The 12,716-nt window shown below is 65.0% G+C and carries 10 protein-coding genes; 6 read left to right on the forward strand and 4 right to left on the reverse strand.

Annotated elements, in window-relative coordinates:
- Window positions 1-6: 6 nt before the first annotated feature.
- Window positions 7-1,227, reverse strand: coding sequence for a sarcosine oxidase subunit beta family protein (locus tag AC1D2F_RS01115; protein WP_476966012.1), 1,221 nt, complete (start codon window positions 1,225-1,227; stop codon window positions 7-9).
- Window positions 1,224-2,564, reverse strand: coding sequence for a serine hydroxymethyltransferase (gene glyA / locus AC1D2F_RS01120; RefSeq protein ID WP_364746808.1), 1,341 nt, complete (start codon window positions 2,562-2,564; stop codon window positions 1,224-1,226). The genes AC1D2F_RS01115 and glyA overlap by 4 nt, the downstream gene beginning before the upstream one ends.
- Window positions 2,565-2,707: 143 nt before the next feature.
- Here glyA and AC1D2F_RS01125 point away from each other — a divergent pair, with 143 nt between their 5' ends.
- Window positions 2,708-3,379 carry a GntR family transcriptional regulator gene (locus tag AC1D2F_RS01125; RefSeq protein ID WP_229996124.1) on the forward strand — a complete coding sequence of 224 codons (672 nt, stop codon included), beginning with the start codon at window positions 2,708-2,710 and terminating at the stop codon, window positions 3,377-3,379.
- Here AC1D2F_RS01125 and AC1D2F_RS01130 read toward each other — a convergent pair.
- On the reverse strand, window positions 3,376-4,254 hold the full coding sequence (locus tag AC1D2F_RS01130; RefSeq protein ID WP_476966013.1) for an IclR family transcriptional regulator: 879 nt from the start codon (window positions 4,252-4,254) through the stop codon (window positions 3,376-3,378). The two genes, AC1D2F_RS01125 and AC1D2F_RS01130, sit on opposite strands and share 4 nt — an antisense overlap.
- Window positions 4,255-4,539: 285 nt before the next feature.
- On the opposite strand from AC1D2F_RS01130, the gene AC1D2F_RS01135 reads away from it, so the two are divergent.
- The 5 genes from AC1D2F_RS01135 (at window position 4,540) to AC1D2F_RS01155 (ending at window position 11,083) form a co-directional block, all read left to right on the forward strand.
- Complete coding sequence (locus AC1D2F_RS01135; RefSeq protein WP_364746811.1) at window positions 4,540-5,250, forward strand: isochorismatase family protein; 711 nt, start codon at window positions 4,540-4,542, stop codon at window positions 5,248-5,250.
- 229 nt (window positions 5,251-5,479) lie between these two features.
- Window positions 5,480-6,850, forward strand: a complete 1,371-nt coding sequence (locus tag AC1D2F_RS01140; protein ID WP_476966014.1) for an MFS transporter — start codon at window positions 5,480-5,482, stop codon at window positions 6,848-6,850.
- 681 nt (window positions 6,851-7,531) lie between these two features.
- Window positions 7,532-8,941: an MFS transporter gene (locus AC1D2F_RS01145; protein ID WP_476966015.1), complete on the forward strand. Its 1,410-nt coding sequence runs from the start codon at window positions 7,532-7,534 to the stop codon at window positions 8,939-8,941.
- 60 nt (window positions 8,942-9,001) lie between these two features.
- The gene (locus AC1D2F_RS01150) at window positions 9,002-10,258 is read left to right on the forward strand and encodes an aminopeptidase P family protein (protein WP_476966016.1); all 1,257 of its coding nucleotides are present in this window, start codon (window positions 9,002-9,004) and stop codon (window positions 10,256-10,258) included.
- 72 nt (window positions 10,259-10,330) lie between these two features.
- Window positions 10,331-11,083: an IclR family transcriptional regulator gene (locus tag AC1D2F_RS01155; protein ID WP_476966098.1), complete on the forward strand. Its 753-nt coding sequence runs from the start codon at window positions 10,331-10,333 to the stop codon at window positions 11,081-11,083.
- 30 nt (window positions 11,084-11,113) lie between these two features.
- On the opposite strand, the gene AC1D2F_RS01160 is transcribed toward AC1D2F_RS01155, so the two are convergent.
- On the reverse strand, window positions 11,114-12,658 hold the full coding sequence (locus AC1D2F_RS01160; protein ID WP_476966017.1) for a PucR family transcriptional regulator: 1,545 nt from the start codon (window positions 12,656-12,658) through the stop codon (window positions 11,114-11,116).
- Window positions 12,659-12,716 lie beyond the last annotated feature (58 nt).

Below are 12,716 nucleotides of genomic sequence, written 5' to 3' on the forward strand. Positions count from 1 at the left end.
ACCTTTCTAGTGGGCGACGGCGGCGGCGCCGTGTTCATCGATCAGGGCGCCGGTCTCGAAGCGCTCGAGGGCAAAGGGCTTGTTGAGTTTGTGCGGTGTTCCGGTGGCGATCGTGTGCGCGAACGTCAGGCCGGCAGCCGGTGTGCCCTTGAATCCGCCGGTTCCCCAGCCACAGTTGACGAACATGTTCTCCACCGGGGTGGTGCCCACGATCGGGGAGGCATCCAGGGTGGTGTCCACGATTCCGCCCCAGGTCCGGAGCACGTGCGCACGGGCGAAGATCGGGAAGAGTTCGACGGCGGCGGCCATCTGGTGCTCGATCACGTGGAAGGAGCCGCGCTGGCCGTAGCCGTTGTAGGAGTCCACGCCGGCGCCCATCACCAGTTCGCCCTTGTGCGCCTGGGAGACATAGACGTGGACGTGGTTGGACATGACCACGGTGGGGTGGACGGGCTCGTGGAGCTCGGACACCAGTGCCTGGAGGGGGTGGGACTGGATGGGGAGCCGGAACCCTGCCATTTCTGCCAGGACCGAGCTGTGCCCGGCGGCGCACAGGCCCACTTTTTCGGTGTTGATGGTGCCGCGGTTGGTTTTGACGCCCACCACGCGGTTGCCGTCCTTGACGAAGCCGGTGACTTCGCAGTTCTGGATGATGTCCACGCCCAGCTCGTCGCACTTGCGGGCGAACGCCCAGGCGACGTGGTCGTGCTTGGCGATGCCGGCGCGCGGCTGGTAGGTGGCGCCCATGACCGGGTAGCGGATGTTGTCGTTGATGTTCAGGATGGGGCAGAGTTCCTTGACCTGCTGCGGGTCCAGCCACTCGGCGTCCACGCCGTTGAGCTTGTTGGCGCCGACGCGGCGGACGCTTTCGCGGACGTCGCCCAGGGTGTGGGCCAGGTTCATGACCCCGCGCTGGCTGAACAGGAAGTCGTATTCGAGTTCTTCCGGCAGGATCTCCCACAGCTTCAAGGCGTGCTCGTAGATCGCCGCGCTCTCGTCCCAGAGGTAGTTGGAACGGATGATGGTGGTATTCCGGGCCATGTTGCCGCCGGCGAGCCAGCCCTTTTCCAGGATGGCGATGTTGGTCATCCCGTGGTTCTTGGCCAGGTAGTACGCCGTCGCCAGCCCGTGTCCGCCGCCGCCAACAATGACCGCGTCGTAGGAGGGCTTGGGGTCCGGGTTGTGCCAGAGGAAGTCCGGGTGCTCCGGCAGGTGCTCGGTGGTCATTGTGCTGCTCCAATCAGTTCTGCCTCAAGCCCAGTTGCCGCTGTGCCGGCGCCAAGGTGCGGGTAGAGGGGGAATTGTGCGGCCAGGGCGCTGACACGTCCGCGCAGTTCGGCGGCTGTGTCAGCGCTGAGTTCGTTCCCGGGCGCCTGTGCGGTGAGGGCGGAGGCGATGATGTCTGCCACCTCCGTGAACTCCGCGGCACCGAAGCCGCGGGTGGCCAGGGCCGGGGTGCCGATCCGCAGACCGGAGGAGACCATGGGCGGGCGGGGGTCGAACGGGACGGCGTTGCGGTTGACGGTGATGCCGATCCGGTGCAGCCGGTCTTCGGCCTGCTGCCCGTCCAGTTCCGAGTTCCGCAGGTCCACCAGGACCAGGTGCACGTCGGTGCCGCCGTTGACCACGGAGATCCCGGCTGCTGCGACGTCGTCCTTCAGGAGCCGGGACGCGAGGATCTTGGCGCCTTCGAGGGTGCGTTCCTGGCGTGCCTTGAACTCGGGGGAGGCGGCGATCTTGAAGGCCACTGCCTTGGCCGCGACCACGTGTTCCAGCGGGCCGCCCTGCTGGCCGGGGAACACGGCGCTGTTGATCTTGCGCGCGTACTCCTCCTTGCCCAGGATCACCCCGCCGCGCGGGCCGCCGAGGGTCTTGTGCGTGGTGGTCGTGACGACATCGGCGTAAGGGACCGGGTTCGGATGCAGTCCTGCGGCCACGAGGCCGGCGAAATGCGCCATGTCCACCATGAGGTAGGCGCCCACGAGGTCGGCGATGCGCCGGAACTCGGCGAAGTCCAGCTGCCGGGAGTAGGCGGACCATCCGGCCACGATCATCTTGGGCCGGTGCTCGAGGGCCAGGGCCTCCACCTCGGCCATATCCACCAGGTGGTTGTGCTCGCTCACGTGGTACGGGACCACGTTGTAGAGCTTGCCGGAGAAGTTGATCTTCATCCCGTGGGTGAGGTGGCCGCCGTGGGCCAGGGCCAGTCCCATGATGGTGTCGCCCGGTTCCAGGAGAGCGAACATGGCGGCGGCGTTGGCCTGGGCGCCCGAATGGGGCTGCACGTTGGCGTACTCGGCGCCGAACAAGGCCTTGACCCGGTCGATGGCGAGCTGTTCGATCACATCGACGTGCTCGCAGCCGCCGTAGTAGCGCTTGCCCGGGTAGCCCTCGGCGTACTTGTTGGTGAGCACCGAACCCTGCGCCTCCATGACCCCCGCAGGGGCGAAATTCTCGGACGCAATCATCTCAAGGGTGGACTGCTGGCGCGTCAGTTCCCTCGCCACGGCCTGTTCGACCTCGGGATCGACTACGGAAAGTCGCTCGTTCAACTGCTCAACCACGGTTGCTCCTTTGAAATACCACTGTTGTTATGACTGATATATCAGTGTGAGGTCAATGCTATGATTGGAATCACACCGGAGTCAATAGCCGGAAGCCAAGTGGAACCGGGCTTCCGTTTGGAAACCAGGAACGGAGCCGAGCTGTGAATGCACTGACTGTCTTGCCGCCCGCAGAAGACGAAGTCCTGTCCCAGGCCGAGGCCGCGTACCGGCAGTTGCGCGACAGGCTGATCATGCTCGACATCCGCCCGGGCGAACCCATCAACGACGGGCAGTTGGCCGCCGAGCTCGGCTTCGGGCGCACTCCCGTGCGCGAGGCGATCAAGCGGCTGGAAGTGGACCACCTGGTGGTTTCCTATCCGCGCCGGGGTACCTTTGCCACCACCGTGGACTTCACGGAACTGGCCGACGTCTCGGAAATCCGGGAACTGCTGGAACCGCTGGCGGCGCGCCGGGCGGCAACGCGGGCCAACGCCGCCATGCGCCGCGAACTGTTGGACGTCGCCAAGACCATTGCGGAACTGGCCCCGAGCCCCGCAGAGTCACGGGAGCTGATGCGCTACGACCTGACAGTGCACCGTCTGATCTACCGGGCCGCTGCCAACCCGCACCTGGAAGACACACTGATCCGCTACGACAACCTGGCCACCCGCATCTGGTGCCTGGTCCTGGATAAGGTCCCCTCGGTCAGCGGGCACGTCAACGAGCACGTGGAGCTGCTCAAGGCGGTGGCCGAAGGCGACGCGGACAGGGCGGCCGAGCTCGCCCTGCACCACGTCACCAGCTTCGAGGAGACCATCCGGAAGGTGCTCTAGGAGTCCCCCTCCGGGCGCTCCAGAGCCTGATAGCCCAGCCTGGCCGAGACGGCGGCGGCGGCGGCCATCACGTTGGCTGCCAGCACGTCGATCACAGATTCCGGAACCCGGGACTTTGGTGCTGAAACCGTAATGCAGCCGACCGCGGCGCCTTTGTAATCGCGCACCAACGCCGAGACGCCAAACTCCTCGGGCGTGGTGAGTCCGTCATTGACGGCGTAGCCGGCTTCCCGGTTGGCGTTCAACTGTTCCGCAAAATCCGGAGCCGGGTCACTGCCTGGTTTGAGTGTAACCACCCCCTGCTCGAGCAGGCTGGCTGCCTTCGGCTCTGGCAGGTCGGCCAGAAACATGCGCACCGAAGAACTTTCAAACTTGCTGTACCGGGTACCGATGGCAGCCGTGTGTTTGACCAGGTGCGGACTGGGAATCTGCTCCACCACCACGGCCTCGGATCCGTTCCATACGGCCAGCGCTCTGGTCTCGAGCGTGGCCTCGGTGAGCCGCTCCAGTTCCGGATAGGCCACCCGGCGCACGTCAAGCTGTGCCAGCAAGGGCCCCGAAAGGGCAATGAGCCCGAGGCCCAGGCGAAAACGTCCGGTCTCATCATCGCGCTGCACATAGCGGGCTTTCTCCAGTCCCGCCAGAATCCGGGAGACCGTGCTCTTGTGCAGGCCGACACGCTGGGCAATTTCCGTAACACCGAGGACGGGTTTTTCGATCGAAAACGCTTCGAGGACCCCCAGCCCATTCAGCAATGACGCCGCGGCGCCCTGAGGGGCTTCGTCACTCTGACGTGGCCTGCCTGCCATGTTCCATCCCGTTTCTAAGTCTGTCGTATCTGTCTGCGGCCCGCATTGGAGGGCCCAATTTAGCAATCATAGGTCCGACGGCGGGCCTTGCCTCAAACGGCGGACCGCCGTCATATCCGCTAGAACCCTTGTGGAGTTGCTGAACGAGCAACTATATTGATCATGCAGCAACAAAATGTGAACCAGGTCACTTCCATCGGCGGCCGGGCCCGCAGTCCCCGGACTCAGGCTCCGCACGAAATGCAAATTAAACATTGCTGACATCTCAGTTGCGCATACAGCAACTAATTTGATTCGAAAGCAACTCACTAGTCGTGATGGATCGCCGTCAATCAATCCAAGGAGAAACCCATGAGCCAGGACCTCAACACCCAGCTGAACGAACTGCTCGAGAAGGCCTTTGCCGCCGGCACCGAGCAGTACCACGAACTCGGCTTCAAGCGCCGCGTCGGCTACGGCAGCCGGCCGGCCATCATCCACATCGACATGGCCAACGCCTGGACCCGCGAGGGCCACGCCTTCACCTGCGAAAACATGGACACGATCATCCCGGCCTGCCAGGCCCTGAACGACGCCGCCCGGGAAAAGGGCATCCCGGTCATCTACACCACCACCGCGTACGACATCACCGACCGCTCCAAGCCCTCCGACATGGGCCTCTGGTCCTCCAAGATCCCGGTCGAGCTGCTCGCCGAGGGACTGGACGCCGTCAAGATCGATGACCGCATCGCCCCCGAGCCCGGCGAACTCGTCATCACGAAAAAGCGCGCCAGCGCGTTCCCTGGCACCAACCTTCAGCAGTTCCTGACCGTCAACCGCATCGACACCGTGATCATCACCGGCGTCACCGCCGCCGGCTGCGTCCGCCACACCGTCGAGGACGCCATCGCCGAAGGCTTCCGCCCCATCGTGGTCCGCGAAGCCGTCGGGGACCGCGTCGCCGGGACCGTCGCCTGGAACCTCTTCGACATCGACTCCAAATTCGGCGACGTCGAACCCCTCAGCAACGTCCTCGACTACCTCAACAACCTCCCCAAGTTCAGCGAAACCACCACCCCCTAACCCACCCGCACGCCCGAAAAGGGCGGCCATCTTCACCTCAGTGAGAAGCCGCCTTTTTCGTCCCTGCCGGGAGGCACTCATCGGCTTTGCGGTGCCGTATCACATCGGCACATCTCAGTCGCATAAGACCCAACTAATTTGGCTATAAAGCAACAACGCCAGGACGCGGATCGCTCTGCACTGTTCGCCGCGAAACAATGACTACGCCCTTCCAACCATGGGAGCCACCATGACAACGCTTTACACCGCAACCCCCAGCAGTAAAACCACCCTCCGCAAAGTCACCGGCGCCGCCGCTGCCGGCACCGTCGTTGAATGGTTTGATTTCGCGATCTACGGATTCCTCGCCCCCGTCATCGCAAGAACGTTTTTCCCGGCCGGGGACCACATCACCGGCCTGCTGCAGACGTTCGCCGTGTTCGCCGTCGCCTTTGCCCTGCGACCCCTGGGCGGCGCCTTCTTCGGTGCCCTCGGAGACCGCATTGGCCGGAAAAAGGTTCTTGCCTTGACGGTCCTTCTGATGTCCGGCGCAACCGCGACCATCGGACTTCTGCCGTCCTATTCCAGCATCGGCATCTGGGCCGCCGTGTTGCTGACCTTGGCCCGCAGCGTTCAGGGTCTGTCCGCGGGCGGCGAGTACGCCGGCGCGGTCACCTACGTGATCGAACACGCCCCCGCAGATCAACGGTCTCGCTACAGCAGCTGGATGCCGGCGGCAACCTTCGCCTCGTTCTGCGGTGCAGCCCTGTTGTGCTATCTGCTCACGGCCAACCTTCCGGCGGAAGCCATGGACAGCTGGGGATGGCGCGTCCCGTTCCTTGTGGCGGTTCCGCTTGGCCTCGTCGCGTTCTACATCCGGCAGAGGCTGGACGAGAGCCCGATGTTTCTGGAAGTGCTCAATAGCGCAACCGCAGTACATGCGCCCCTTCGCCAAACCCTGCGCCTGCAATGGAATCCCATGCTGGCCCTCGGCGGATACATCAGCCTGACGGCGCTGTCCTTCTATACGTTCTCCACGTACATGACCACGTTCCTGCGGGAGGTTGCGCATCTACCGGCCGACCAGGTCCTCATGAGCAACGTCATCGCCTTGGCGTTTGCCGCCGCGATGGCACCGGTCCTAGGCAGGGTCTGCGACAGGGTCGGTCGTCGAACCACAATGGTGGCTTCCTGCCTCCTTCTAGGCGGTCTGGCGGTCCCCGCCTACCTGCTCGCCTCCACCGGGGGATTCGGCAACGCGCTGGCCGGCCAGCTCCTGTTGGCCCTGGGTGCCGTGACGGCCAACGTGGTGACGGCAGTCCTTTTGTCGGAAGTGTTCCCGACGGCCGTCAGGTACACAGCCTCGGCCATCACCTACAACGTCAGCTACGCGATCTTCGGCGGAACGGCACCTTTTGTCGCCACGTTCCTGATCGCCAGTACGGGGAACAAGCTCGCCCCCGCCATCTACCTCACGGCCATTGCCGCTGCGGCGCTGCTGGCTGCTTTCCTGCTGCCGGAAACCAGCGGCCGTTCGCTGCGGGCGTCATCTGTCGCAGAGCAAGATTCCGGGGCTGACGCCGCGGTAGCCCCCGGCGGCGAGATGCAGCGCAGGGTCTGAGCTGCGACTGCACCGAGTCTGTGCCGCCGGCCCGCGCACCGGGAAACGCGGTCAATGAACGTGGACTCGACTGGCGGATGTCAGGGTGATTGTGACACCGCTGGTGTTTAGGTAGTCAAGAGTAGATCTCGCACGCGCCCGGCTGGTGTCTTCCAGCCGGGCGTTTTGCGTGGGCGGCCGTTCCCGAAGCCTCAGCCGTTCTTCTTCCAGCGCTTCGGCCACTTCACGTTCATCAGGAGCAAGCCAAGCAGGAGCGCGTCGACGGTCATGATTCCCGCCATGAGATAGGCCCACCCGGCCATCATGGCTTTACCGCCGACCGGCGGTCCGAAGTGCGCGCGTGTACCAGAATGCCCATAACGATCTCCTGACGTGGATCCCCCCAGTCACTCGATAGTCCCCCAAGTGTGCCACCGCGCCGCCCCGGAGGGAACCGCGCCGCTGCCTGGCTCAAGCTTTTCACAAGCTGACGCGCGCACGGCGTAATGAATGCAACTCAGTCTCGTTGACTGCAACTATCGTTCTGCGGCCTGGCAGGTGTCCGCTGAACTCCTCTGTCGCGGTTTCCTCGGAGTAATTTGTAAATCGGAAAACAAAAAGCATTGACTGTGTCACAGGTCACGCCTAATCTGGTGCAACAGCGTTGCACTGATTGCAACCCCAAAACACTTTGGTGGACACATGAGTAACGAAACTTCCTCCCCGGCCCCACTTGCGGGGCCGATCGGCCCGGAGTCGAATAGCGGGCATGGCAGTACTTCCTCCGGACGGGCCACGTTGAGCGGCCGTGTGGGCCCGGGCGGGCAAGATCCCGTGGTCAGCAGGGAGACCCGACGGCGGGTGGTCGCCGCAAGTTTCATCGGGAACTTCGTCGAATGGTTCGACTACGCCGTCTACGGCTACTTGGCCGCAACAATCGCCGCGGTCTTCTTCCCCGAGTCCAATCCCCAGACCGCGCTTCTGCTGACTTTCGCCCTGTTCGCCATCTCGTTCCTGGTGCGGCCACTCGGCGGCTTCGTCTGGGGCCACATTGGTGATCGGGTGGGGCGCCGGACCGCGCTTTCCCTGTCAATCCTGATCATGTCCGGAGCGACCTTCTGCATCGCCCTCATCCCGGGGTATAACGCCATCGGCATCTGGGCCCCGATCCTTCTCCTGGTGGTCCGCGTCGTCCAGGGCTTCTCCGCCTCGGGTGAATACGCCGGCGCGTCCGCCTTCCTGGTGGAGTACGCCCCGGCCAACAAACGCGGCCTCTACGCTGCGGTGGTTCCGGCCAGCACGGCCGCGGGCCTGCTGCTCGGCTCCCTGCTCGCGGGCCTGCTGACCATCCTGCTCAGCGCCGAAGCGATGCAGAGCTGGGGGTGGCGACTGCCGTTCCTGCTCGCCGCCCCGATGGGCCTGATCGGACGCTACATCCGCACCAAGCTGGAAGACACACCGGTGTTCCGCGAACTGGCAGAGGAGGACCAGGCCATCAAGGCCCCGGTATCCAGCCTCTTCCGGAACCACTGGCGGTTGCTGCTGAAAGCCGTCGGAGCCGTGCTGCTCAACGCCGTCGGGTTCTACGTGATCCTGAGCTACATGCCCACGTACCTGTCTTCGGAACTCGGTCTCGGCGCGGCCGAATCCTTCCTGGCCACCACCATCGCCCTGGTGACGTACATCGGGTTTATCTTCCTGACCGGAATGCTCTCGGACCGCTACGGCCGGAAAAAGGTACTCATCGCCGCATCCCTGAGCTTCATCCTGCTGACCGTGCCAGCCTTCGCTTTGCTGGGCACTGGGAACTTCCTGGTGATCGTCCTGGTCCAGATCCTGCTGGGCGGCATGCTCACGCTCAATGACGGCACGCTTCCGAGCTTCCTGGCGGAAATGTTCCCCACCCGTGTCCGCTACAGCGGCTTCGCCGTCAGCTTCAACCTCTCCAACGCGCTGTTCGGCGGCACTGCGCCGTTCATGGCGACGCTCCTGATCGCCGCGACAGCCAATGACCTGGCGCCGGCCTGGTATCTGGCCGGCGCCGCGGCCATCTCCCTGATCGCCGTCGTGCTCTCCCGTGAAACCAGCAAGGAACCGCTGCGCCACGACTAGCCGGCCGACGCCCCAATTTTTCCCCTCCAAAGAACAGCACCGCAGAAAGGCACCACCACCATGACCGTCACAACCTCCAACAACGCTTCATCCATCGCCGAACTGGAGCGACTGAAAGTCCTGCACAACGGGCAGAAGGAAAAGCTGACCTTTTCCAACGCCGAATTTGAGCGCCGGCTCGGCGGACTGCGCCGCATCATGGCCGAGAAGGACCTGGACGCCGTCGTCCTGACCAGCTACCACTCCATCAAGTACTACTCCGACTTCCTCTTCACCTACTTCGGCCGGTCCTACGCCATGGTGGTCACCAAGGACGACACCGTGACTGTTACGGCCAACATCGACGCCGGCATGCCGTGGCGGCGCAGCTACGGCGACAACGTGGTGTACACAGACTGGCGCCGGGACAACTACATCTTCGCCATCCAGGAGGCGCTGCGCACCCGCGGCATTAACCCCCGCCGGCTCGGCGTCGAAGACGATTCGCTCCCGCTGGACAACCGGAACAAGATCCAGGCGGCGTTTGCCGGGGCCGCCCTGGTGGACGTTGCCCAGGCCGCGATGCGCCAGCGGATGATCAAATCGGCCGAAGAGATCGAGGTGATCAAGCACGGAGCCCGCATCGGCGACCTCGGCGGCGAAGCCATCCGCAACGCCATCACCGCCGGCATCACCGAATACGAGGTCGCCCTGATCGGCACCGAAGCCATGGTTCACGAAATCGCCCGGACCTTCCCGGATTCGGAAATCCGTGACACCTGGGTGTGGTTCCAGTCCGGCATCAACACCGACGGCGCCCACAACTGGGCCACCACGCGCAAGATCCAGGAACACGACATCCTGTCCCTGAACTGCTTCCCCATGACCTCCGGCTACTACACCGCACTGGAGCGCACCCTGTTCTACGGCGAACCCGACGCCCGCTCCCTGGAACTGTGGAACATCAACGTGGAGGTCCACAAGCGCGGCCTCGAGCTCATCAAGCCGGGAGCCGTCTGCAAGGACATCGCCGCCGAGCTGAACGAGATCTACGTGGGCCACGGACTGCTTGCCAACCGGACGTTCGGCTACGGACACTCGTTCGGCGTCCTGAGCCACTACTACGGCCGCGAAGCCGGACTGGAACTCCGCGAGGACATCGACACCGTGCTGGAACCGGGCATGGTGGTCTCCATGGAACCCATGATCACGGTCCTGGACGGCCAGCCCGGCGCCGGCGGCTACCGTGAGCACGACATCCTGGTGGTCGGTGAAGACGGAGCCGAGAACATCACGAAGTTCCCCTTCGGCCCCGAATACAACATCGTGGGCGCCTGACCCCCACACCCCCAACAAGGGACGGACAGAGAAGCGGCGCCACGTCCCGGCGACACCAAGGGCACCTCCGTCATCGTCAACGCCATCGCCGTACTGCGAACGTTCACGCCGGACGAACCGCTGCTCGGCGTCACCGAGATCGCCAACCGGGTGGGCCTGCACAAGAGCACCGTTTCCCGGATCCTGGCCACCTTCGAACAGGAACACCTGGTGGAACGGGACCCGGAAACCCGCCGCTTCCGGCTGGGGCTGGGACTGATCGCCGTCGCCGGACCGTTGCTGGCCGAACTGGAAGAACGGCGTGTGGCCTACCCGGTCCTGCGTGAACTCACCGAACAGACCGGCGAAACCGGCGCCCTCATGGTGTGGAACGGCGCCGAATCAATGTGCGTGGAGCAGATCGCCAGCCACCACCAGATCAAGCACGCCACCCCGCTGGGCGCCCGGTACACGGATGCCATGAGCGCCTCCGTGCAGGTCTTCCTGTCTGCCGAGGCCGCCGAACGTGTCCGTACGCTCCTGCGCAGCGGAGCGATCAGCTACCCGGGACTCGATGACGCAGGCCTGGACGGCTACGAGATGAAGCTCAAGGATGTGGCGGCTCGTGGCTGGGCCATCAACTATGGCGAATCCTCCATCGACGAAGTGGGCGTGGCTGCTCCTGTCTATGACCACCGCGGCGACGTCGTGGCGGCTGTCCTGATCTCGGCGCCCCGGTTCCGCGTCTCCCGCGAACGGCTGCAGGGACTGGGCGAAGCGTGCGCGGCTGCGGCCGACAAAATCACCAGGCGGCTGGGCGGCCGCGCGTCCCGCAGCAGCGACTGACGCCGGGCCGGCAAGCGCAGCCCACCCGCCTCAGTTCAGCCGGGCCAGCCGCGTGGCCAAATGCAGCGCCGCGAGCCGGCCCGTTCGCCGGGGGTCGCCGCCGCACAGCTCGAAGATCCGCTGCAGCCGCTGATGCATCGACTGCCGTTCCACGTGCAGTTCCCTGGCCGCCTGGGCGGTGTTGCATCCGGAATCCAGCCAGGTGGCCAGGGTATCGAGCAGTCGCGAATTGCGTTGGGCATCATGGTCCAGGAGTGCGCCAAGTTGCCGGCGCACGAAGTTCCGCCGTTGCTCGGTGTCCAGGCTTCCCACCGCGAGGCGTTCGACGGCGAAGGCCTCGGAATCGATCACGGGACAGTGCGGGCCTGCTGCCCCCGCCGGTGACTGTCCCAGCGTGTCCGCCAACTCCAGCGTGAGCCTGGCTTCCGACAGGGACCAGGGAGCTTCCGATATCCCGGCGGACATCGGGCCAACGGCACCGAGCGTGTCGGCCAGTGCGGGCAGCCCACGCAGGCCGGCCAGGAGTGCGTGCCGGCTTTCGCGCGGATTATCGCCCGGGAGGACGGCCACCGCCAGGAGCTCGGCGTTGTCGACATAGGTGGCGCTCGGCTGCGCCCCGCGGGTCAGAAGACGCTCCACGGGAGCCCGGAGCTGTTGGAGCATGTCGGACCGGATCACGATGGCCAGGAGCGCGGCAGCCGGCGGAATCCCCGCCGCGGAAGCCAGCTGCTGGAGCCGCCAGGCCTGGCTGCCGGAATCTATCGCGCGAAGCAGGGCCGCCCCGGCGACTTCCTTGAGCCCGGGAGACATCCGCTGCAACAGTGCCAGGGCCAGGATGTCCACTGAGCGGTTCCCGGCTGTACGGGCCAGGTTCTCGTCCTCGCCCGGCGGGATCCGGAGCAACAGCTGCGCAGCGAGAATGCCGCGGATCGGAACGTCGATGTGGATCAGGCGTGCCTGCTCCTGCGGCCCCAGGGCGGAGGCGTCGGCGTCGGCGGCCTCCGGCTGTCCCGGGGTTGCGCTGGCCAGGGTCGCACCTGAGACGGACGTCAGGGTCACCTCGGCATGGGTGATACCGGCCAGCACGGCGAGAATCCGGTCCAGGCCGCCGCCGTGTGCCAGCTCGACGGCCATCGCGTGACTGGCCTCGTCTGCCCGCCGCAACTGGGACACCGAGTCGCTGACCAGCATCGAATTGATGGCCTGCATGACCCCGACAAACGGCACCACACCGCGAAGTTCGATCAGCGGAAGGCCGGCTGCTTCGGCGGCCGCCACCATCGAGGACGGCAGCGACGGAAGGGCCGCCCCGGTCTCGATGGCTACGGCCGCCACACCCCGCTCTGCCAGCTGGCGAACGTAATTGACCTGCCGCTCCTCAGAGGCGAGGGCGAGAGCTTCCCCGCCTGTCAGCAGAAGCTCCCCGCCGGCCAGCAAGGGCGCGATGTCGATGATTTCACTGGAGTGGATCCACCGCAGCTGGGTCCTGGCGGCAGCCCCTGCCGCTGCCCGGATGATGGGATCGGCGGCCGCCAGCGTCGGATGGTTCAGGGCGTCTTCAAGACGAATGGACATGACACTCCGTCGCGTTGATCTACGTTTATTTGGACACATTGTATATGGTCGAATGTGG

The sequence above is a fragment of the Arthrobacter sp. P1_B3 genome (genome assembly GCF_056406615.1).

Bases quoted from the DNA above. Each gene is read 5' to 3' on its own strand.
- AC1D2F_RS01145 (WP_476966015.1), top strand. From the start codon at position 7,532: ATGAGTAACGAAACTTCCTCCCCGGCCCCACTTGCGGGGCCGATCGGC.
- AC1D2F_RS01140 (WP_476966014.1), top strand. From the start codon at position 5,480: ATGACAACGCTTTACACCGCAACCCCCAGCAGTAAAACCACCCTCCGC.
- AC1D2F_RS01115 (WP_476966012.1), bottom strand. From the start codon at position 1,227: ATGACCACCGAGCACCTGCCGGAGCACCCGGACTTCCTCTGGCACAAC.
- AC1D2F_RS01160 (WP_476966017.1), bottom strand. From the start codon at position 12,658: ATGTCCATTCGTCTTGAAGACGCCCTGAACCATCCGACGCTGGCGGCC.
- AC1D2F_RS01135 (WP_364746811.1), top strand. From the start codon at position 4,540: ATGAGCCAGGACCTCAACACCCAGCTGAACGAACTGCTCGAGAAGGCC.
- AC1D2F_RS01150 (WP_476966016.1), top strand. From the start codon at position 9,002: ATGACCGTCACAACCTCCAACAACGCTTCATCCATCGCCGAACTGGAG.